Here is a 21,658-nt window from a genome sequence, read left to right as displayed (position 1 = left end):
GCATCGCCGCCGGGATTTGACTGCTGAGCAGTGCGAAGGCTACCGTCGGACGCTATGAAGTCTGGAATGCTCGTAGTACTTAGTCGGCGCGTTGGTGCCTGACTAGCTCTATCGAGCACCAACGCGACCCTCGTACAGCAGCCCAGCTGACGGGGGTTTTTTCTTGCCCCGAGACGCCGAAGAAGAACACCCGAAGAGGACACAGTGAGCGCACCCACGCAGTCACCGGCACCGGCCCCCACGCCCGCATCCGAGAAGGCGGCCAGCATCGCCTCCGATGCCGGCAAAGCCGCGCGGAAGCCGGCCACGGGCCAGCCCAAACACATTGCGCCGCACCAAGTTACCGGTGCCCAGGCGGTGATCCGATCGTTGGAGGCGCTCGACGTCGACGTCATCTTCGGCATCCCGGGCGGCGCGGTACTGCCCGTCTATGATCCGCTGTTCGACTCCCAGCAGCTGCGTCACGTGCTGGTCCGCCACGAGCAGGGCGCCGGTCACGCCGCCAGCGGCTACGCCCATGCCACCGGTCGCGTCGGGGTGTGCATGGCGACCTCGGGCCCGGGTGCCACCAACCTGGTGACCCCGCTGGCCGACGCACAGATGGACTCCATCCCGGTGGTGGCCATCACCGGTCAGGTCGGACGACAGCTGATCGGCACCGACGCCTTCCAGGAGGCCGACATCTCCGGCATCACGATGCCGATCACCAAGCACAACTTCCTGGTGCGCACCGGCGACGAGATCCCGCAGGTGATCGCCGAGGCCTTCCACATCGCCGCGAGTGGGCGTCCTGGCGCTGTTCTCGTCGATATCCCCAAGGACGTGCTGCAGGGCCAGTGCACCTTCAGCTGGCCGCCGCGGATGGATCTGCCCGGCTACAAGCCGAATACCAAGCCGCACAACCGCAAGATCGCCGAGGCGGCCAAGCTGATCGCCGCCGCCCGCAAGCCGGTGCTCTACGTCGGCGGCGGGGTGATCCGCGGTCAGGCGACCGAGCAACTGCGGCAGCTGGCCGAACTGACCGGAATCCCGGTGGTCACCACGTTGATGGCGCGCGGCGCGTTCCCCGACAGCCACCCGCAGAACTTCGGCATGCCGGGCATGCACGGCACGGTCGGCGCCGTGGCGGCGCTGCAGCGCAGCGACCTGCTGATCGCGCTCGGCACCCGCTTCGACGACCGGGTGACCGGACGACTCGACTCGTTCGCGCCCGAGGCCAAAGTCATCCACGCCGACATCGACCCCGCCGAGATCGGCAAGAACCGGCACGCCGACGTGCCGATCGTCGGCGACGTCCGCAACGTCATCACCGAATTGATCGAGATGCTGCGCCACTACGAGGTGCCCGGCAACATCGACATGACGGGCTGGTGGGAGTACCTGGAGGGGGTCCGCAAGACCTACCCGCTGAGCTACGACCCGCAGAGCGACGGCAGCCTCGGACCGGAGTACGTCATCGAGAAACTCGGTGAGATCGCCGGCCCGGACGCCATCTACGTGGCCGGGGTCGGACAGCACCAGATGTGGGCCGCGCAGTTCATCAAATACGAAAAGCCGCGCACGTGGCTGAATTCCGGCGGTCTAGGCACCATGGGCTTCGCGATCCCGGCGGCCATGGGCGCCAAGATCGCGCTGCCCGACACCGAGGTGTGGGCGATCGACGGCGACGGCTGCTTCCAGATGACCAACCAGGAGCTGGCCACCTGTGCCATCGAAGGCATCCCGATCAAGGTGGCGCTGATCAACAACGGCAACCTGGGCATGGTGCGGCAGTGGCAGACCCTGTTCTATGAGGAGCGGTACTCCCAGACCGACCTGGCCACGCACTCGCACCGCATTCCCGACTTCGTCAAGCTGGCCGAGGCGCTGGGTTGCGTCGGAATGCGTTGCGAGCGTGAGGAAGACGTCGCCGACATGATCCAGAAGGCGCGCGAGATCAACGACCGCCCGGTGGTGATCGACTTCATCGTCGGCGCCGACGCTCAGGTCTGGCCGATGGTCGCCGCCGGCACCAGCAACGACGAGATCCAGGCTGCACGCGGGATTCGTCCCCTGTTCGACGACATCACCGAAGGGCACGCCTGATGGCTACCGGTTCGACGAAGACCCACACCTTGTCGGTGCTGGTCGAAGACAAGCCCGGTGTGCTGGCCCGCGTTGCGGCGTTGTTCTCCCGGCGCGGTTTCAACATCGAGTCGCTGGCTGTGGGCGCGACCGAGCAGAAGGACATGTCCCGGATGACCATCGTGGTCTCCGCCGAGGCGACTCCGCTCGAGCAGATCACCAAGCAGCTCAACAAGTTGATCAACGTGATCAAGATCGTCGAGCAGGATAACGACAATTCGGTGGACCGCGAGTTGGCGCTGATCAAGGTGCGAGCCGACGCGGGCACCCGTAGTCAGGTGATCGAAGCGGCAAACCTGTTCCGCGCCAATGTGATTGATGTGTCCCCGGAGTCGCTGATCGTCGAGGCCACCGGCAACCGCGGCAAGCTCGAAGCGCTGCTGCGGCTGTTGGAGCCGTTCGGCATCAAGGAGATCGTCCAATCCGGCGTGGTGTCCATGGCCCGCGGTTCGCGCGGCATCGGCACCGCCAAGTAGATTTTTCGCTGCCCAACTACAAGGAGATAGAGACGTGCCAGAGGCATTGGAGATGTTCTACGACGACGACGCAGACCTGTCGATCATCCAGGGTCGCAAGGTCGGAGTGATCGGCTACGGCAGCCAGGGGCACGCGCACTCGCTGAGCCTGCGCGACTCCGGCGTCGAGGTGAAGGTGGGCCTCAAAGAGGGTTCGAAGTCGCGGGCCAAGGTCGAGGAGCAGGGCCTCGAGGTCGACACGCCCGCCGAGGTGGCCAAGTGGGCCGACGTGATCATGCTGCTGGCGCCCGACACCGCGCAGGCCGAGATCTTCACCCACGACATCGAGCCCAATCTGAACGACGGCGACGCGTTGTTCTTCGGCCACGGGCTCAACATCCACTTCGACCTGATCAAGCCGCCGGCCAATGTCACCGTCGCGATGGTCGCCCCCAAAGGCCCCGGCCACCTGGTGCGCCGTCAGTTCGTCGACGGCAAGGGTGTGCCCGCGCTGATCGCTGTGGACCAGGACCCGACCGGCAACGGTGAGGCGCTGGCACTGTCCTACGCCAAGGCCATCGGCGGTACCCGCGCCGGCGTCATCAAGACCACGTTCAAAGACGAGACCGAAACCGACCTGTTCGGTGAACAGGCCGTGTTGTGCGGCGGCACCGAGGAATTGGTGAAGACCGGCTTCGATGTGATGGTCGAGGCGGGTTACCCGCCGGAGATGGCCTACTTCGAGGTGCTGCACGAACTCAAGCTGATCGTGGACCTGATGTACGAGGGTGGCATCGCCCGGATGAACTACTCGGTGTCCGACACCGCGGAGTTCGGTGGCTACCTGTCCGGCCCGCGCGTCATCGACGCCGACACCAAGGAGCGGATGCGCGCGATCCTGCGCGACATTCAGGACGGCACCTTCACCAAGAAGCTGGTGGCCAACGTCGAGGGCGGCAACAAGGAGCTCGAGGCGCTGCGCAAGGAGAACGCCGAGCACCCCATCGAGGTCACCGGCAAGAAGCTGCGCGATCTGATGAGCTGGGTGGACCGCCCGATCACCGAGACCGCCTAGCGGCGGGCAGCCCTACCGCACCTCGGGCGCCGAGCGTCACGCCAGAGTGGCGTTCGGCGGGCCGAGCGTCACGCCAGAGTGGCGTTTGGCGCCGATCGTTGCTCCAGCGTGACGCTCGGCGGACTTGGGTGCCGCATCGGCGCGACGGGCGGCCCGCTCAACCGGCGGCCAGTCGCCCTGCCACCGAGACCACCCGCCGGGCCAGATGATCCAGTGCGTTGATCGTGGCTTCGCCGAGCTCGGTGATGTTCTCGCGGTTGGCGACCAAGCTCACCCCGTAGGGGTTGCCGTCGACGAACTTCAGCGGGTCGGTGTATCCGGGCGGCACCAGGATCCCGCCCCAGTGCATCAACGACATGTAGAGGCTGACCAGCGTGGTCTCTTGCCCGCCGTGTGGTGATTCGGTGGACGTCCACGCCGCGTATACCTTGTCGGCCAGTTTGCCCTGGGCCCACAGACCCCCGAGCGAGTCCATGAACGTCTGAAACTGCGATGTCGTGGCGGCGAAGCGGGTGGGGGAGCCGAAGATCACCGCGTCGGCCCACACGATGTCATCGCCGGTGGCTGCTGGAAGGTCTTTGGTCGCTTCGTAATTCGCCGTCCATGCCGGGTTGTGCGCGAACGAGTCGGGGTCGCGGGTCTCTGCCACGTGGCGTAGCCGGACCTCGGCGCCCGCGGCTTCGGCGGCGGCCGCGACGCGCTTGGCCATCGTGGTGCCGTGGCCGGTGGCGGAGTAGTAAATGATCGCGAGTTTGGTCATGAGGTCAGCGTAGGCCGGTCCCGGTTGGCATTGACGACGATGTGCTGGGTGTTGTAGATCTGTGGGCCGATCGGACGTCCCTGGCCATCGTGGGGGGTGTGCCACTGGCTGACGAACAGATTCAGCTTGTCCAGCGTTGAATCAGGCAGCGGCACAAGGTAACCCCCGTAGTTCTGCGGGACGAAGTTGGGTAGATCCGGATCGTGTTGTTGTACGACGATCGTGCGAGACGCGTTCGGCGCGAGCACTTCTGGTGGGCTGCCGCAACCGACGTGCACCTCGACCGCACCGGGCCCGTTGGACGCGTTGAAGCCGGCCAGCACCGGTCGGCCGTCGATCTCCCGGAAGCTGAGTTCACCGAACCGGTCCCGGCCGATCGGCACGGTGGCGACCTTGCCGGGGGCGCCCCATCCGGCACCGGTCCAGGGCCGCCAGACGCCGCGGTCGGCTACCCGCCCCGCGGCGACGCGATACATGGTTACCGGCTGGGAGCGGTCGAACGAGTCGGCGGCGATGTAGACGAAACCGTCGGCGGCCTGGCATCCGCTGATCTGGGTAGGGTGGCTGAGCGGGCTGGTTCCGTGTTCGCCGGGGGTCCAGGGGCGCCATGATCCGCGCACCGGCGGCCAGCCCGACCCGGGATCGTTGGTAACCAGAACCAGCCAGGAGCCGCCGTCGGGGCGCAAACTCGTTGTGCCCGTGACCATCACGAAGGTGGTGCCGTCGCGCATCCGGATGCTGCCCGCCGGCAGTGTGTTGGAGCCGCGGGCCGGTGGGGGAGTGGGGAACAACACATTCGGGCTGTTCGTCGGCCCGGTCAGCGGAGCACCGAAACTCGGGCGGTCGTTGGCGTCGAACGCCACCGGCACCGCCACCGACGCGTAGTGCAGCTCGGCGCCGACATGATCGCCGCCGAACGCGTCCCCGAAAATGGCGACATACCGCCCATCGGGGAGTTGCACGACTTCGCCCAGGTCCGCTGCACCGATCCCCGGTATCCCGACCCTCGAGCCGGTACCGGCGACCGACCCGAGGTTGAGCGCGCTACCGCGTTGCGGTCGCATCATCCGCTGCTGCGGGGCCCAGCCCGGGCATCTCAGTGATGCCGAATTCACGACGTAGCACGGTGCGGGCCGCGTAATAGCCCGCCATCCCGTGCACACCGGCACCCGGCGGGGTGGCGGACGAACACAGGTAAACCTTGGGAATCGGTGTGCTCCAAGGGTTCAGCCGCGGCGTCGGGCCCAGCGTAGCCCGAAGAACCGACGCCCCGCCTACCGCGATGTCACCACCGACGTAGTTGGCGTTGTGGTCTGCCATCGCCGCCGCCGGCACCGCGCGGGCCGCTACCACGGTGTCGCGGAAACCGGGCGCGAACCGCTCGACGACGTCCGTCACCGTTTCGGTGGCGTCGACGTTGGACCCCGACGGCACGTGAGCATAGGTCCAGAACGGCCGGCGGCCGGCCTCGTCGACCCGGCCGGGATCGACGAGGTGCGGCAACGAGGCGAGCACCATCGGCGATTCCGCATGCCGGCCGGCGGCGATCTCGGCCTCGGCGCGCGCCATCTGTGCGCGGGTACCGCCGAGATGCAGCGTCGGGGCGTTGCGCAGTCGCGTGTCCGCCCACGGAATTTCACCGCTCAACACGAAATCCACCTTCGCGACACCTGAGCCAAAACGATAGCGGCGCAATGCTTTCGCGTAACCGGCCGGAATTGTGTCTGCGTACACCTGAAGCAGAGTGGTGGGCGCGGTGTCGAAAATGGTCACCGAATCCGGCGCATACGTGACCTCGACGCCGGCCGTCAACTCACCGCCATGCGCGCGCAGATCGGCGATCAACGCATCGGAGATCAGCTGGGTGCCACCCACCGGAACAGGCCACCCGACCGAATGGGCGAGAGTGGCCAACATCAATCCAGCGCCCGCCGACGCGAGGGACGGCAACGGCGTGATCGCATGGGCGGCAACGCCGGTGAACAATGCGCGGGCATCCTCACCCCCCAGCGTGGCCCACGCCGGGGTGCCCTGAGCCAGGAGCCGCATGCCCAACCGCGCCGTGGTGAGCAACGAACCGGGGACCGACCGTTTGTCGCCGAGCAGAAAGTTCACCACCGCGTCGTCGTCGCGTACCAACGGGCCCAGAAAGCGTCGCCAGGACGTGCCATCGGTCAACTCGGCACAGGTGCGCTGCAGATCGCGGTAGGCAATCGCGGCCGGGCGGTCCGGAAGCGGGTTGGCGTAGGAGATTTCCGGGATGGCCAGTTGCACACCCCGTGCGGCCAGATCGAATTCGGCGAAGAACGGGGACGCGATCGCCAACGGGTGCACCGCCGAACATACGTCGTGCGAAACGCCGCAGTATTCGGCGTCGACCTGGGTGCGGGCGCCGCCGCCGAAGGTGGGCTGGGCCTCCAGCACCTGGACTTTCAGTCCGGCGCGTGCACAAATGACGGCCGCGGCAAGCCCATTGGGCCCGCTGCCGACGACGGTGACGTCCATAGGTCCATTACAGCCGACGGCGTCCCGGAGAAACCAGGTGCCCTGCCGGCCGCGTATCAGCCACAGAGTGTGGCTCGCGGGCTCGCCCGGTAGCGAACGGACAGAATTCCAGATACAGATACCGCTCGAGCATTAGCGCGGGGTCGGCCGCTGGCAGGCAGGCATCGGCCACCCGTCTGCCATACGTCGATGCAGCAGCTCAAATCAACCGCGCACTGTTGTCGCAGTTGGCTGCAATCCGTTGCCGATCGAGGTCGGGGATGTTGGGCCGGGCCAATATGCGCCGCCAGAGTGTCACGGCTTCGGCGTGCTCGTCGATCCACGACGCGCACACGGCCGCCTCGTCGAGCGCGCCCCAATTGTAGGTATCGGCGCTGACATTCAACGTGTCCTCGGTGGGTAACGGGATCTCGGCGGCGTGCTTGGCGAACAGATAGCCCAGTCGGTAGCGCTTATCGAGGCGGTACCGAAAAGCGATGGCGTACAACGCTTCTGCGCGAGTCGGCCGGAACTCCCAGGCCCGCAGGTAGGCGTCTTGCACCTGCGGCCAGGGCGCACCCATCGACGACATCGACTCTCCGACACGGTACATCGAGTAGTACACCTCTTCGGCCCATCCGCCCATTTCGACGCGGTGCTCGTACCACTTGCGGGCGTTCTCGAAATCGCCCAAGTCGAAATAGCTTTGCGCCAGATAGAACACCGACCGGGCATCTTCGGGGTTACGTTCGAGCTCGGTGAGCAGCAGGTCGCGGTCGCTTTCGTACTTCTGCTGCGGATTCGAGTTACGGGCACCGAGGCGGCCAGACTCGATGTAGTAGTCACCATCGACTCGGTCGTGGCTGAAATCGGAGTCCACCATGACGTACTCGTGGATCACGCCCTCGTAGCGGACCGGCAGCCCGTCGCGGAACAGGTTCGGTCGCCAATTGATGTCGGAGCTCGGGCCATAACGGAGTTGGTAGAGGTCGTCGCCCAACTGGCCGAAATCGAGGTTGCCGACGACCTTGTCGTCAGCGTCGAGAACCCAGATGTAGTCGCCGTGGCCCTGAGCGAGGGCCAACGCCTCGGACCGGTTGTGCCCGAAGTTGCGCCACGGCCGCTGATGGAGCGCCCCGGGAATTCCGTGGCGCGCCATGTGATCGCGGATGACGTTCTGGGTTCCGTCGTCGGAACCGGTGTCCACGATCACCCAGCAGCTGATGTAGGGCGCGATGTTGTCCAAGGTCTCCCGAATGATCCCCGCCTCGTTTCGGACGATCATGTTGACGCAGATCGCTGGGCGTGCAGGGCAGGACACGGCCGGATCGTACCCAGCAGCGCTGGTGGTCGCTGGCAGATCCGCCCGACTCCGTCGTGCCGACGGCCGCCGCCGGGGGTGATGCGGGTGACCCGCGGCGCCCGACCGGGACTCTGCTGCCGCGCCCGCGGCAACGCCGCTACGCTGGCCCGCGTGAACTTGCCTGTTGTATTGATCGCCGACAAACTCGCCCAATCAACCGTCGCTGCCCTGGGAGACCAGGTTGAGGTGCGCTGGGTGGACGGACCCGACCGGGAGAAGCTGCTGGCCGCGGTGCCCGACGCGGACGCGCTGCTGGTGCGGTCGGCCACCACCGTCGACGCCGAGGTGCTGGCCGCCGCCCCCAAGCTCAAGATCGTCGCCCGCGCCGGTGTCGGGCTGGACAACGTCGACGTGGATGCGGCCACCGCCCGCGGCGTGCTGGTGGTCAACGCCCCCACCTCGAACATCCACAGCGCCGCCGAGCACGCACTGGCCCTGCTGCTGGCCGCGGCCCGCCAGATTCCGGCGGCCGACGCGACCCTGCGTGAACACACCTGGAAGCGGTCGAAGTTCTCCGGCACCGAGATCTTCGGCAAGACCGTCGGCGTGGTGGGTCTGGGCCGGATCGGGCAGCTGGTGGCCCAGCGGCTCGCCGCCTTCGGGACCCACCTGGTCGCCTATGACCCGTACGTGTCGTCGGCGCGCGCGGCGCAGTTGGGTATCGAGCTGCTGCCCCTGGACGACCTGTTGGCCCGCGCGGACTTCATCTCGGTGCACCTGCCCAAGACGCCTGAGACCAAGGGCCTGCTGAACAAGGAGGCGCTGGCCAAGACCAAGCCCGGCGTCATCATCGTCAACGCCGCCCGCGGCGGCCTGATCGACGAGGCGGCGCTGGCCGACGCCATCACCGACGGCCACGTCCGGGCCGCCGGCCTGGACGTCTTCTCCACCGAGCCGTGCACCGACAGCCCGTTGTTCGAGCTGCCGCAGGTGGTCGTCACCCCGCACCTGGGTGCGTCCACCGCCGAGGCCCAGGACCGGGCCGGCACCGACGTCGCCGAGAGCGTACGGCTGGCGCTGGCCGGGGAATTCGTGCCCGACGCGGTCAACGTCGGCGGCGGCGTGGTCAGCGAGGAGGTGGCGCCCTGGCTGGATCTGGTGCGCAAGCTCGGCGTGCTGACCGCGGCGCTGTCGGACGAACTTCCGGTGTCGGTGTCGGTGCAGGTGCGCGGCGAACTGGCCGCCGAAGAGGTCGGGGTGCTCAAGCTGTCGGCGCTGCGCGGACTGTTCTCGGCGGTGATCGAAGACTCGGTGACGTTTGTGAACGCACCCGCGCTGGCCGCCGAACGCGGGGTGACCGCCGAAATCAGCACGGCCACCGAGAGTCCCAACCACCGCAGCGTGGTCGACGTGCGGGCCGTGGCCGCCGACGGCTCGGTGGTCAACGTCGCGGGCGCGCTGTCCGGGCCGCAGCTCGTCGAGAAGATCGTCCAGATCAACGGCCGCAACTTCGACCTGCGCGCCCAGGGCATCAACCTGGTGGTCAACTACGCCGACCAGCCCGGCGCACTGGGCAAGATCGGCACGCTGCTCGGATCGGCCGGGGTGAACATCCAGGCCGCGCAGCTGTCCGAGGACACCGAGGGTGACAGCGCGACCATCCTGCTGCGGTTGGATCAGGATGTTCCGGACGACGTGCGCGCCGAGATCGCCCAGGCCGTGGGCGCCAACAAGCTCGAAGTGGTTGACCTGTCATGACCAGACTCGCGGTCATCGCCGGCGACGGCATCGGCCCGGAGGTCATCGACGAAGCGCTCAAGGTGCTCGACATCGTCAAACCGGGAGTCGAGAAGACCACCTACGACCTGGGCGCCCGGCGTTTCCACGCCACCGGTGAGGTGCTGCCCGAGTCGGTGGTGCCCGAACTGCGCGAGCACGACGCCATCCTGTTGGGTGCGATCGGGGATCCGTCGGTACCCAGCGGCGTGCTGGAGCGGGGCTTGCTGCTGCGGATGCGTTTCGAGCTGGATCATCACGTCAACCTGCGGCCGGCCCGCCTGTACCCCGGCGTCAACAGTCCGCTCGCGGGCAACCCCGAGATCGACTTCGTGGTGGTGCGCGAAGGCACCGAGGGGCCCTACACCGGCAACGGTGGCGCAATCCGCGTCGGCACCCCGCACGAAGTGGCCACCGAGGTCAGCGTCAACACAGCGTTCGGTGTGCGCCGGGTGGTGACCGACGCGTTCGAACGGGCGCGCAAGCGTCGTAAACATCTGACGCTGGTGCACAAGACCAATGTCCTGACGTTCGCCGGCGGATTGTGGCTGCGGACGGTGCAGGAGATCGGCACGCAGTACCCCGACGTCGAGGTGGCCTACCAGCACGTCGATGCGGCCACCATCTTCCTGGCCACCGATCCCGGCCGCTTCGACGTGATCGTCACCGACAACCTGTTCGGCGACATCATCACCGACCTCGCCGCCGCGGTGTGCGGCGGCATCGGTCTGGCCGCCAGCGGCAACATCGACGCCACCCGGACCAATCCGTCCATGTTCGAGCCGGTGCACGGCAGCGCGCCCGACATCGCCGGCCAGGGCATCGCCGACCCGACCGCGGCGATCATGTCGGTGGCGCTGCTGCTGGCCCATCTTGGTGAGGACGCGGCGGCAGCGCGGGTGGATCGGGCCGTAGCCCAATACTTGGCGACTCGCGGGGACGAACGGCCTGCCACCAGCGATGCCGGCGCACGGATTGCAGCCGCGCTCTAGTCTCCAGGCCCGGCGGTAACAGGCGGGTCGGCACCAACGGGACGGCGGCCAGCGGGAACAGGCCGCACAGCGCCCACGCCAGGGGATATGCGGCGGCGGTGATCAGCGCACCGAACATCGGCGGTCCGGCGGCCGCCATCAACCGCTGCGTGGTGTTCTGGATGCCCAGCGCGCGTCCACTCCAGTACGGTCCGGCGAACTCGGTGATGGCGGTGGCCTCCAAACCGTTGTCGAGGACGGCGATCACCGCAATGGCGACCATCAGGAACACATCGAATCGCGTGTTCATCTGGTCGGAGAGAGCCAGCAGGAACAGTGTCAACGCGGCGCTGACGGCGATGATGCGCACCGGCCGGGTTCGGGAACCGATGCGATCCGACCACCGTCCCGCCAGGATGCGGCCCCCCGCACCGATCAGTTGCGAGATGGTCACCAGCCCGCCGGCCGCTGCCACCGACCAGTGGTGGTGGTTGATCAGCCAGACCAGCATGAAAGTGACGGTCACCGTCTGCGGCATCATCAGCAACGCCGACGCCGCGTGGATCCGCCACAGCGTCGACGAACCGCGATATGGACTGGCCAACTCTGTGTCGGTGGCCGTGTGGCGGGACTTGCGCGGCGGATCTTTCACCGCGACGATGCTGACCACTGTTGCGCACGCGCACGCCACCGCCGGGAACATCAGCCCGGCATGGGCGCCGCGCTCGGCTAGTTCGGGAATCACCAACGCGCCCAAGGCAATTCCGATGGGCTGCGCGGTCTGACGGATGCCCATCGCCAACCCGCGCTGTTGCGGCGGGAACCACCCCGACACCAACCGGCCACCGGCGGTGTTGCAGCTGGCGGCTGCCATGCCGCCGAGGAACAGGAACACCCCCATCCCCAGCAGCGAATGCACCGATGCCGCGGCGTAAGCGGCCGCCGCGGTGAGGCCCGAACCGAGCGCCAACACGATTCGCTCACCCACCCGGTCCAATACGTAGCCCCAGGCGACCAGGGTGACCACCATGCCCCAGCTGGGCATCGACGCCAACAGACTTGCCTGGGCCAACGGGGTCCCGCGTCCGCTGACCAGCCGGGGGAGTAGGAAGGCGACGCCGTTGATGAAGAGGAAGGCACTTGCCGTCACGAACACCGAGACGACGACGATCGACCAGCGCCTGACCGCGCCGGCCTGCTCTTCGGGCATCCGCCAATGCTCGCACAGGCGACGCGGTGCGATGGGCTACCGAACCACCCGGCGACCGGCGGATTGTCGCTGCGCCCGCTCCTCGAGCCCGGGTGGTACCAGTCCGGTCGGCACCACCGGTACGGCGGCCAACGGGAACAGGCCGCACAGCGCGAACGCCACCGGAAAGCCGAATGCTCCGATGATCACGCCGAACATCGGCGGACCGGCCAGGGTCATCAGTCGTTGTGTGGTGTTCTGCACACCCAGTGCACGGCCGCTCCAGAACTGTCCGGCGACCTCAGTGATCGCGGTCGCCTCCAAGCCGTTGTCCATCACCGTGATCACCGCGGCGGCGACCATCAGCCCCACGGCCAGCGGGGGATAGAAGTCATTGGTGAACGCCAGCAGCATCAGGGCCACGCTGGTGGCGAGCGCAACCAGGCGGATCGGTCGCATACGCGAACCGATGCGGTCGGACCACCGGCCGGCCAGGATGCGGCTCACCGCGCCCAGCAGTGCGGTGAAGGTCACCAACGTGCCGGCATCCTCGAGCGGCCACCCGTGCTCTCGGACCAGCCACACCAGCATGAACGTCACGGTCACCGACTGAGGCATCACCATCAGCGCCGACAGCCCGTGGATCCGCCACAACACCGCGGAGTTGCGGTACGGGCTCGAAAGCTCGCCGTCGTGCGCCTGGGTGCGCGGCTTACGCGGCGGGTCGTGCGCGACGACGGCGGCGACCACCGCCGACATCGCGCACGCCAACGCCGGAAACAACAAGCCGGCCGCGGGTGGACCATGTTGGGCGAGTCGGGGAATGGCCAGCGCGCCCATCGCGATCCCCAGCGGCTGCGCCGTCTGGCGTACGCCCATCGCCAAACCGCGCTGCTCAGGCGGGAACCAGCCCGCCACCAGCCGGCCACACGCGGGATTGCAGCTCGCCGCGCCCATGCCGCCGAGGAACAGCAACACGCCCATCACCAGCAGGGAATCCACCGCCGAGGCGGCATACGCAACCGCCGCGGTGATGATCGAGCCCAGGGTCAGCACGATCCGCTCGCCGATGAGGTCGGCGACGTAGCCCCAGCCGATCAACGTCACCACCATGCCCAGGCTCGGCATGACCGACAGCAGCCCGGTTTCGGACAGCGGGGTGCCGTGCGCGGCTTCCAGCGCCGGAATCATGAACGGGACTGCGTTGATGAAGCTGAACGCGCTGGAGGTGACGACGAGGGCGACGACCACCATCGACCAGCGCTTAGCGGCGCTGGTCGCGTCCGATGACATCAAGCAATGCTTGCACACAACCCGGGCATGAGCGCCCGGCTTCGCCGCGCTCGCGACCCTCGCTAGGTCTGATGGCGAGGGCCCGCAGCGCCCGGCTTCGCCGCGCTCGCGACCCTCGCTAGGTCTGAGGGCCGGGTTCCTCCTCGGGGCCTGCGGCCCCGCATCGTCACCCGGCTGGATCTGATGGCGAGGGCCCGCAGCGCCCGGCTTCGCCGCGCTCGCGACCCTCGCTAGGCTGATCCGAATGCGCCTTGGTCGAATCGCCAGTCCTGACGGAGTCGCGTTTGTCAGCATCGAAGGCCCACTCGACGATCCGGGTGCGATGACGGTCCGCGAGATCGCCGAGCATCCGTTCGGCACGCCGACTTTCACCGGCCGCAGCTGGCCGCTGGCCGACGTGCGGCTGCTGGCCCCGATTCTGGCCAGCAAGGTCGTCTGCATCGGCAAGAACTACGCCGACCACATCGCCGAGATGGGCGGTGTCGCTCCCGCCGACCCGGTCATCTTCATGAAGCCCAATACCGCGATCATCGGACCCAACGTGCCGATCCGATTGCCCGCCAACGCATCCACCGTGCACTACGAAGGAGAGTTGGCGGCGGTGATCGGCCGTCCGTGCAAGGACGTCTCGGCGGCACAGGCCGCCGACAACATCCTGGGCTACACCATCGGCAACGACGTGTCGGCGCGCGATCAACAGCAGTCCGACGGGCAATGGACCCGCGCCAAGGGTCACGACACCTTCTGCCCGGTCGGGCCCTGGATCGTCACCGATGTGGACCCGGCGGATCTGGAACTGCGCACCGACGTCAACGGTGAGGTCAAGCAGCATGCCCGCACCTCGCTGATGATTCACGACGTCGGCGCGGTCGTCGAATGGATCTCGGCGGTGATGACCCTTCTCCCAGGCGATCTCATCCTCACCGGAACGCCCGCCGGGGTCGGTCCGATCGAGGACGGCGACACTGTCTCGGTGACCATCGAGGGCATCGGTACGCTGTCGAATCCGGTGGTACGCAAGCCGGCCCTGTGATTCACAACACCAATCCTGTAGTGCGCAAAGGAAAGTCGTGACAGTACGAGTTCGGTTCTGCCCGTCGCCCACCGGCACGCCGCACGTCGGAATGGTGCGCACCGCGCTGTTCAACTGGGCCTATGCCAGACACACCGGTGGCACCTTCGTCTTCCGCATCGAAGACACCGACGCCGCCCGGGACAGCGAGGAGAGCTACGCGGCGCTGCTCGATGCCCTGCGTTGGCTGGGCCTGGACTGGGATGAAGGACCCGAGGTCGGCGGGCCGTACGGGCCCTACCGGCAGTCGCAGCGCGGCGATCTGTACCGGGACGTGGTGGCCCGACTGCTCGAGGCGGGCGAGGCCTACTACGCGTTTTCGACGGCGGAGGAGGTCGAGGCGCGCCACGTCGCCGCCGGCCGCAATCCAAAGCTGGGCTACGACAACTTCGATCGCCAGTTGACCGATTCGCAGCGCGCGGCGTTCCTCGCCGACGGCCGACATCCGGTGGTGCGGTTGCGGATGCCCGACGAGGACCTCAGCTGGGACGACCTGGTGCGCGGACCCACCACGTTCGCAGCGGGCTCGGTACCCGACTTCGCGTTGACGCGCGCCAACGGAGATCCGTTGTACACCTTGGTGAATCCGTGCGACGACGCACTGATGAAGATCACCCACGTGCTGCGCGGCGAGGACCTGCTGCCGTCCACACCGCGCCAGCTCGCGTTGTACCAGGCGCTGATCCGGATCGGGGTGGCCGAGCGTACCCCGCAATTCGCCCATCTCCCAACTGTTTTAGGTGAGGGAACCAAGAAGCTGTCCAAGCGTGACCCGCAGTCCAATCTGTTCGCGCACCGCGACCGCGGTTTCATCCCCGAAGGGCTGCTCAATTATCTTGCGTTGCTGGGCTGGTCGATCGCCGACGACCACGACCTGTTCAGCCTCGACGAGATGGTCGCCGCGTTCGACGTGGTGGATGTCAACTCCAACCCGGCCCGGTTCGACCAGAAGAAGGCCGACGCCCTGAACGCCGAGCACATCCGCCGGCTCGCCGTCGACGATTTCACCGCACGGCTGCGCAGCTATCTGGATGTGCACGGCCATCGCCTGGGCTTGACCGATGCGGATTTCGCTACCGCGGCCGAGCTGGTGCAGACCCGCATCGTGGTGCTCGGCGACGCGTGGGGTCTGCTGAAATTCCTCAACGACGACGAGTACGCGCTCGACCCCAAGGCCGCCGCCAAGGAACTGGGACCCGACGCGGGCCCGGTGCTCGACGCCGCCATTGCGGCGCTGGACTCGCTGACCGACTGGACCACCCCGCAGATCGAGGAAGCCCTCAAGGGCGCGCTGATCGAGACCTTGGCGCTCAAACCGCGCAAGGCGTTCGGCCCCATCCGGGTCGCTGCCACCGGAACCACCATCAGCCCGCCATTGTTCGAGTCGCTGGAACTGCTGGGTCGCGACCGCAGCCTGCAGCGGCTGCGGGCCGCGCGCGACGTGGCCGGTTGAATCTTTGGTAGTGTGCACTTCGGCTTCAACTGGCCGGCCTCAGCGGCACCGGATGCGGGTATCTCCCGTTAACGGGCTCTGAGCAGCGGTTTTAGGCGGCCGATGGGGTATGGTGTAATTGGCAACACAGCTGATTCTGGTTCAGCCATTCTAGGTTCGAGTCCTGGTACCCCAGCAAGATCCCACCGGGTCAACCGATTAGGTGGGGTTTCCGTGTTCGGCTATGCTGACTCTCCGGATCGTGTCCGGCCCCGTCGTCTAGCGGCCTAGGACGCCGCCCTCTCACGGCGGTAGCGTGGGTTCGAATCCCATCGGGGCTACAACATTGCGCGTCACCCAGTCTGCTGGGTTCCGCGCACAGCCGGAGCGGTCGAGCCACCCACCGGCATCGGGGGCATTCCCAGCTTGCGGTGATCCCAGGACCGGGTGCGGTTGCTGACGATGCGCACGCAGACGCGCTTGTTCATCATCTGCTCGACGAACGGCTTCATCTCGTCGCTGTAGGGACCGGTGTAGCGCTCCCACACGCTGACGCCGACGCGGTGCGAGGTGTCGGGATCGTCGACGATTTCAGCGGTGCCCTCGAAGGACACCCCGCGCAGCGTGTCGTAGGTGTCGCCGTCTTCGATCAGGAAACTCACCCGCGGATCGCGCTTGAGGTTGACGGCCTTCTGCGACTTGGCCTTGGTCTCCAGCCAGATCTCGCCGTCCAGCACCCCGTACCACATGGCCGTCAGGTGCGGTTGGCCGTCGGGACCGATGGTGGCCAGCGTGCCGGTACGGCTGTTGGCGACGAACTCGGCGATCTCGTCGGGGGACATGACGATGCTCGCGCGCTGATTGGTTCCCATGGCGTCAGTGTGTCAGGTCGCCGGTGCACGCCTGCGCCGAGCCTGCACTGATGGCGCCGAGCCTGAACTGAGGCCGCAGTTTTCGTGATCTGCCCGTCCTGAGTGCAATCTCGGTGCGGAATTCACAGCCGCCGCGTCAGCTCCTCGGCAGCCGCCAACAGATCTGCGGCCCAACGCGCCCCGGGCCGCCGGCCCATCCGGTCGATCGGGCCGGACACCGAGATGGCCGCCGTCACAATGCCGCGGCTGTCGCGCACCGGTGCCGAGACACTGGCCACACCGGGCTCGCGTTCGGCCACGCTCTGTGCCCAGCCGCGCCGGCGCACGTCAGCCAGCGTCCGGCTGCTGAACTTGGCGTCCGGCAAGACCACCTGCTGAGTGGCCGCATCGCTGTGCGCGAGCAACACTTTGGCGGCCGAACCCGCCGTCATCGGCAACCGGGCGCCCACGGGCACCGTATCGCGAAGCCCGGCAGCAGGTTCCAGCGCTGCCACGCACACCCGCATGGTGCCTTCGCGACGGTACAACTGCACGCTCTCGCCGGTGGTTTCCCGCAACCGGGGCAGCACGGCGGCACCCGCGGCCAGCAGCGGATCGTTGACGTGCCCGGCCAGTTCGGTAACCGCCGGACCGAGCCGCCAGCGGCCGTCCTCGTCGCGTCCGAGCAGCCGATGCACCTCCAGGGCAGCGGCGACCCGGTAGGTGGTGGCCCGGGGCAGGCCGGTCCGCTCGCACAGTTCGGCGAGCCCGCAGGGGGATTCCGCGACCGCGTGCAGGACGCCCACCGCTTTGTCGAGGACGCCGATCCCGCTATGCTGTCTCATATATAGATACTAGCGTCTCACATACTGAGATTCAGCCCCGACGGATCGGTGTGGGACGCAATCGACGAATCGAGGCAATGCGCATATGTGTGCTGCGAAAGACAACCCCCGAACCCTGGCAGAGAAGGTCTGGGACGACCACGTCGTGGTGTCGGGTGAAGGAAACGCACCCGACCTGATCTATATCGACCTGCATCTGGTGCACGAAGTCACCAGTCCGCAGGCCTACGACGGGTTGCGGCTGGCCGGCCGTCGAGTACGGCGGACCGATCTGACGATCGCCACCGAAGACCACAACGTGCCGACGGTCGACATCGACAAGCCGATCGCCGACCTGGTCTCCCGCACCCAGGTGGAGACGTTGCGGCGCAACTGTGCCGAATTCGGTGTCCGGCTCTACCCGATGGGTGACATCGAGCAGGGCATCGTGCATGTCGTCGGTCCGCAACTGGGCCTCACCCAACCGGGCATGACGATCGTGTGCGGAGACAGCCACACCTCGACGCACGGCGCATTCGGGGCAATCGCCATGGGGATCGGGACATCTGAGGTCGAGCACGTGCTGGCCACGCAGACGCTGCGGCTGCGACCGTTCAAGACGATGGCGGTCAACGTCGACGGACAGCTGCCTGCCGGGGTGAGCGCCAAAGACATCATCCTCGCGCTGATCGCCAAGATCGGAACCGGTGGCGGACAGGGATATGTCATCGAATACCGGGGCAGTGCCATCGAGTCGCTGTCCATGGAGGGCCGGATGACGGTCTGCAACATGAGCATCGAAGCCGGCGCCCGCGCAGGCATGGTGGCCCCCGACGAAACGACCTACGAATTCCTGCGTGGTCGCCCGCACGCCCCGAAGGGCGCCGACTGGGACAACGCACTCGCCTATTGGCAGCAGCTGCGTACCGACCCGGGCGCGGTTTTCGACACCGAGGTCTACCTCGACGCATCCTCGCTGAGTCCGTTCGTCACCTGGGGGACCAACCCGGGCCAGGGGGTGCCGCTGGCTGCGGCGGTGCCGGACCCCGAGTTGATGACCGACGACGCACAACGCCAGGCCGCGGAGAAAGCCTTGGCGTACATGGACCTTCGGCCCGGGACGGCGATGCGCGACATCGCGGTCGACGCCGTGTTCGTCGGATCCTGCACCAACGGCCGGATCGAAGACCTGCGGGTGGTGGCCGACGTGCTGCGCGGGCGCAAGGTGGCGCCGGGGGTGCGGATGCTGGTGGTGCCGGGCTCGATGCGGGTGCGCGCACAGGCCGAAAGCGAAGGGCTGGGGGACATCTTCACCGCGGCCGGCGCCGAATGGCGCCAAGCCGGCTGCTCGATGTGCCTGGGCATGAACCCTGATCAGCTCGCGCCCGGAGAGCGTTGCGCCGCCACGTCGAACCGCAATTTCGAAGGGCGACAGGGCAAGGGCGGCCGGACGCACCTGGTGTCCCCGGCGGTCGCTGCGGCCACTGCCGTTCGCGGCACGCTCTCCACTCCCGCCGACTTGACCTGACCGACTTTGATTTCACGCTGAGAAATAGGGGAAGAAGATGGAAGCCTTTCACACCCACACCGGAATCGGTGTGCCGCTGCGGCGGTCCAATGTCGACACCGATCAGATAATTCCCGCCGTCTTTCTGAAGCGCGTCACCCGAACCGGTTTCGAGGACGGTTTGTTCGCCAGCTGGCGTTCGGATCCGTCATTCGTGCTCAATCTCAGTCCCTTTGACCGAGGCTCGGTCTTGGTTGCTGGACCCGATTTCGGAACCGGATCCTCACGCGAACACGCGGTCTGGGCGCTCATGGACTACGGATTCCGGGTGGTTATCTCCTCTCGCTTCGGCGACATTTTCCGCGGCAACGCCGGCAAGGCGGGTCTGCTGGCCGCCGAAGTCGATCAAGACGGGGTCGAGCTGCTCTGGAAGCTGATCGAGCAGAGCCCGGGGCTGGAAATCACTGTCAATCTTCAAGATCGAAATATCACCGCGGGAACGGCGGTGTTGCCGTTCAGGATTGACGATCACACCGCGTGGCGATTGTTGGAAGGACTCGACGATATAGCCCTTACGCTGCGGAAACTCGACGAAATCGAAGCGTTCGAGGCATCGCGCCCGGTGTGGAAGCCGCGCACGGCGCCAATCTGACCGACCCCCTTGCGGTCTGGAATTCCAACCGGGCCGGCGCGCGCCAAACAAGCGCAATTCACATCGGCGCCACCGGCCAAGGGCGGCAATCGGATTGCCGAAATTGCACTCATTCGCGCTTGAAATTGCGCGTGGCTCTTGGCAATTTGCCAGCAAAGGGTTTACCGTGTCCTCTAGTCGGTTCCAAATCGAGGACCACTGGCTTCGGAGGGTTGGATGAACAAAGCAGAGCTCATAGATGTGCTCACACAGAAATTGGGCTCAGACCGCCGGCAGGCCACCGCCGCTGTCGAGAATGTCGTCGACACGATTGTGCGTGCGGTGCACAAGGGCGAGAGCGTCACGATTACCGGTTTCGGTGTCTTCGAACAGCGTCGCCGCGCAGCCCGCGTTGCCCGCAACCCGCGCACCGGTGAGACCGTGAAGGTGAAGCCCACATCGGTTCCGGCGTTCCGTCCAGGTGCCCAATTCAAAGCGGTTGTGGCTGGCGCACAAAAGCTCCCGGCCGACGGTCCCGCAGTGAAGCGTGGCGTAGTCGCGGGTGCGGCGAAGAAGACGACCGCCAAGCGGGCTCCGGCCAAGAAGGCTGCGACCAAGGCGCCGGCCAAGAAGGCCGCGACCAAGGCTCCGGCGAAGAAGGCTGCGACTAAGGCTCCGGCGAAGAAGGCTGCGACTAAGGCTCCGGCCAAGAAGGCTGCGACCAAGGCTCCGGCCAAGAAGGCTGCGACCAAGGCTCCGGCCAAGAAGGCTGCGACCAAGACGCCGGCCAAGAAGGCCGCGACCAAGGCTCCGGCCAAGAAGGCCGCCAGCAAGGCGCCGGCCAAGAAGGCTCCGGCCAAGAAGGCCGCCGCCACACGCCGCGGTCGCAAGTAGCACTCACACGCGAATACCCTTCGGCGGGCAGCGATGCCTACCGGAGGGTATTTGCGTTGTCAGGTGCGCACGTTGGGGGCCAGTGCCCCGCCGATGTGGTCGGCGGCGATGAGCCGACCGCCCGACAACGACAGCACCCAGGTGCTGCCCTTATGGTTGCGGGCCTTGTCCGGCCGCACCCCGTTGCGGTCGCACCACCATCCGATCAGATCCGGAATCACCTTTCCCTGCGAGCAGATCACCGGTGTGCCGGCCCGTCCGGCGATCTGCAGCATCCGCTGTCGGCCGCGTTTGGCGTTCTTGGCGTAGGCCTCTTCGGTGAGGTGCGGTTCGTTGTGAATGGTCACGCCCAGTTCCTCGGCAAGCGGTTCCACGGTTTGGTGGCAACGCACCCGGTCGGCCGCGTAGACGTCGGTGGCGCCGAAAGCCAGTAGCTGGGCCACCAGCGCCTCGGCTTGCGCGCGGCCTTTCTTGTCCAGCGGTCGTTTGGTGTCGTCGCCGCGGTAGCGGGCCTTGCTGCCGGCGGTACCGTGCCGCACCACCAGCACGGTCTTGGTGTCCGCCGGCTGTTTGGTGAACCGTCGCAATACCTTTCGGTCTTGTGCGTAGCCGAGCTTCTTCATGGCCTCGGACACCGGCAGCCAGAGCAGATCGTCGACCTCGTCCCCGGCGGCGAAGGTCCCGCCGGTGCTTCTGGCGGCCCAGTAGTACACCTTCTTGACGCGCTGGTCGATCGGGTAGGTGATCGTGGTGAGGTACCTGCCCAGCTGACTGTGATGGCCGGTCTCTTCGAGCACTTCGCGCACGGCGGTCACCGGCGGGGTCTCACCCGGATCCACCTTGCCTTTGGGCAGCGACCAGTCGTCGTACCGGGGCCGGTGGATCACCGCGATCTCGACCGACTTACCTGATTCGCGGGTCGGTCGCCACAGCACCGCTCCCGCGGCGTGCACGATGCGGCCACGGCGGGCCGACGAATTCTGGGACGACACCTCAACTCCTGCAGATCAATTCGAA

Annotated in this window: 18 protein-coding genes, 2 tRNA genes and 1 pseudogene; 12 read left to right on the top strand and 9 right to left on the bottom strand. The window is 66.9% G+C overall.

The genetic code is table 11. The features are described 5' to 3' along the window. The first annotated feature begins 267 nt into the window (after positions 1–267). The 3 genes from AC5Y3Z_RS00860 to ilvC are packed head-to-tail and all read left to right on the top strand — an operon-like array spanning position 268 to position 3,654. Entirely contained in the window at positions 268–2,085 is a 1,818-nt protein-coding gene (locus AC5Y3Z_RS00860; protein ID WP_473139250.1) for an acetolactate synthase large subunit, read from the top strand. After that, the gene (gene ilvN, locus AC5Y3Z_RS00855; RefSeq protein ID WP_463827084.1) at positions 2,085–2,600 is read left to right on the top strand and encodes an acetolactate synthase small subunit; all 516 of its coding nucleotides are present in this window, start codon (positions 2,085–2,087) and stop codon (positions 2,598–2,600) included. The genes AC5Y3Z_RS00860 and ilvN overlap by 1 nt, the downstream gene beginning before the upstream one ends. 52 nt (positions 2,601–2,652) lie before the next feature. Beyond that, positions 2,653–3,654 carry a ketol-acid reductoisomerase gene (gene ilvC / locus AC5Y3Z_RS00850; RefSeq protein ID WP_473139249.1) on the top strand — a complete coding sequence of 334 codons (1,002 nt, stop codon included), beginning with the start codon at positions 2,653–2,655 and terminating at the stop codon, positions 3,652–3,654. Positions 3,655–3,811: 157 nt separating this feature from the next. Here the strand turns inward: ilvC and wrbA are convergent, their stop codons facing one another. The 4 genes from wrbA to AC5Y3Z_RS00830 form a co-directional block, all read right to left on the bottom strand. Continuing rightward, positions 3,812–4,414, bottom strand: coding sequence for an NAD(P)H:quinone oxidoreductase (gene wrbA / locus AC5Y3Z_RS00845; protein WP_463827083.1), 603 nt, complete (start codon positions 4,412–4,414; stop codon positions 3,812–3,814). After that, the gene (locus AC5Y3Z_RS00840; protein ID WP_499917973.1) at positions 4,411–5,478 is read right to left on the bottom strand and encodes a DUF4185 domain-containing protein; all 1,068 of its coding nucleotides are present in this window, start codon (positions 5,476–5,478) and stop codon (positions 4,411–4,413) included. Before AC5Y3Z_RS00840 ends, wrbA begins: the two co-directional genes overlap by 4 nt. Continuing rightward, a complete protein-coding gene (locus AC5Y3Z_RS00835; RefSeq protein ID WP_473138956.1) occupies positions 5,459–6,919 on the bottom strand; it encodes a phytoene desaturase family protein in 1,461 nt (486 codons plus the stop codon). Before AC5Y3Z_RS00835 ends, AC5Y3Z_RS00840 begins: the two co-directional genes overlap by 20 nt. A 199-nt stretch (positions 6,920–7,118) precedes the next feature. Further along, positions 7,119–8,219 (bottom strand): glycosyltransferase, encoded by a 1,101-nt coding sequence (locus AC5Y3Z_RS00830; RefSeq protein ID WP_473138955.1) that lies wholly within the window; start codon positions 8,217–8,219, stop codon positions 7,119–7,121. A gap of 153 nt (positions 8,220–8,372) precedes the next feature. Between AC5Y3Z_RS00830 and serA the strand changes: the two genes are divergently transcribed. Beyond that, complete coding sequence (serA, locus tag AC5Y3Z_RS00825; protein ID WP_473138954.1) at positions 8,373–9,959, top strand: phosphoglycerate dehydrogenase; 1,587 nt, start codon at positions 8,373–8,375, stop codon at positions 9,957–9,959. Then, on the top strand, positions 9,956–10,969 hold the full coding sequence (locus tag AC5Y3Z_RS00820; RefSeq protein ID WP_473138953.1) for a 3-isopropylmalate dehydrogenase: 1,014 nt from the start codon (positions 9,956–9,958) through the stop codon (positions 10,967–10,969). Before serA ends, AC5Y3Z_RS00820 begins: the two co-directional genes overlap by 4 nt. 133 nt (positions 10,970–11,102) lie before the next feature. Here the strand turns inward: AC5Y3Z_RS00820 and AC5Y3Z_RS00815 are convergent. Beyond that, a pseudogene (locus tag AC5Y3Z_RS00815) lies at positions 11,103–12,158 on the bottom strand (MFS transporter); the annotation flags it as partial. A gap of 36 nt (positions 12,159–12,194) precedes the next feature. Then, positions 12,195–13,430 carry an MFS transporter gene (locus AC5Y3Z_RS00810; RefSeq protein WP_473138952.1) on the bottom strand — a complete coding sequence of 412 codons (1,236 nt, stop codon included), beginning with the start codon at positions 13,428–13,430 and terminating at the stop codon, positions 12,195–12,197. A gap of 244 nt (positions 13,431–13,674) precedes the next feature. Here AC5Y3Z_RS00810 and AC5Y3Z_RS00805 point away from each other — a divergent pair, with 244 nt between their 5' ends. The 4 genes from AC5Y3Z_RS00805 (at position 13,675) to AC5Y3Z_RS00790 (ending at position 16,275) form a co-directional block, all read left to right on the top strand. Beyond that, a complete protein-coding gene (locus AC5Y3Z_RS00805) occupies positions 13,675–14,463 on the top strand; it encodes a fumarylacetoacetate hydrolase family protein (protein WP_473140385.1) in 789 nt (262 codons plus the stop codon). Between the two features lie 37 nt (positions 14,464–14,500). After that, positions 14,501–15,955: a glutamate--tRNA ligase gene (gltX, locus tag AC5Y3Z_RS00800; protein WP_473140384.1), complete on the top strand. Its 1,455-nt coding sequence runs from the start codon at positions 14,501–14,503 to the stop codon at positions 15,953–15,955. Positions 15,956–16,058: 103 nt separating this feature from the next. Further along, positions 16,059–16,130 (top strand) — tRNA-Gln (locus AC5Y3Z_RS00795). A 72-nt stretch (positions 16,131–16,202) separates the two neighbouring features. Next, a tRNA-Glu gene (locus AC5Y3Z_RS00790) sits at positions 16,203–16,275 on the top strand. Between the two features lie 12 nt (positions 16,276–16,287). Here AC5Y3Z_RS00790 and AC5Y3Z_RS00785 read toward each other — a convergent pair. Together AC5Y3Z_RS00785 and AC5Y3Z_RS00780 are read right to left on the bottom strand one after the other, a co-directional pair. Further along, positions 16,288–16,806, bottom strand: a complete 519-nt coding sequence (locus AC5Y3Z_RS00785) for a PPOX class F420-dependent oxidoreductase (protein ID WP_463827074.1) — start codon at positions 16,804–16,806, stop codon at positions 16,288–16,290. A gap of 122 nt (positions 16,807–16,928) precedes the next feature. Further along, the gene (locus AC5Y3Z_RS00780; protein ID WP_473140383.1) at positions 16,929–17,630 is read right to left on the bottom strand and encodes an IclR family transcriptional regulator; all 702 of its coding nucleotides are present in this window, start codon (positions 17,628–17,630) and stop codon (positions 16,929–16,931) included. Positions 17,631–17,715: 85 nt separating this feature from the next. Between AC5Y3Z_RS00780 and leuC the strand changes: the two genes are divergently transcribed. The 3 genes from leuC to AC5Y3Z_RS00765 all read left to right on the top strand — a co-directional run bounded on the left by leuC (position 17,716) and on the right by AC5Y3Z_RS00765 (position 20,641). Then, positions 17,716–19,137, top strand: coding sequence for a 3-isopropylmalate dehydratase large subunit (gene leuC, locus AC5Y3Z_RS00775; RefSeq protein ID WP_473140382.1), 1,422 nt, complete (start codon positions 17,716–17,718; stop codon positions 19,135–19,137). 37 nt (positions 19,138–19,174) lie between these two features. Beyond that, positions 19,175–19,768 (top strand): 3-isopropylmalate dehydratase small subunit, encoded by a 594-nt coding sequence (leuD, locus tag AC5Y3Z_RS00770; protein WP_463827071.1) that lies wholly within the window; start codon positions 19,175–19,177, stop codon positions 19,766–19,768. A gap of 216 nt (positions 19,769–19,984) precedes the next feature. Continuing rightward, positions 19,985–20,641: an HU family DNA-binding protein gene (locus tag AC5Y3Z_RS00765; protein WP_463827070.1), complete on the top strand. Its 657-nt coding sequence runs from the start codon at positions 19,985–19,987 to the stop codon at positions 20,639–20,641. 59 nt (positions 20,642–20,700) lie between these two features. Here AC5Y3Z_RS00765 and mutT1 read toward each other — a convergent pair whose 3' ends face one another. Then, on the bottom strand, positions 20,701–21,633 hold the full coding sequence (gene mutT1 / locus AC5Y3Z_RS00760; protein ID WP_473139995.1) for an 8-oxo-(d)GTP phosphatase MutT1: 933 nt from the start codon (positions 21,631–21,633) through the stop codon (positions 20,701–20,703). Between the last annotated feature and the right edge of the window lie 25 nt (positions 21,634–21,658).

The organism is Mycobacterium sp. NGS61 (assembly GCF_059812325.1).
The sequence above is the reverse complement of the archived record's forward strand: the minus strand, read 5'-3'. Positions and strand labels throughout refer to the sequence as shown.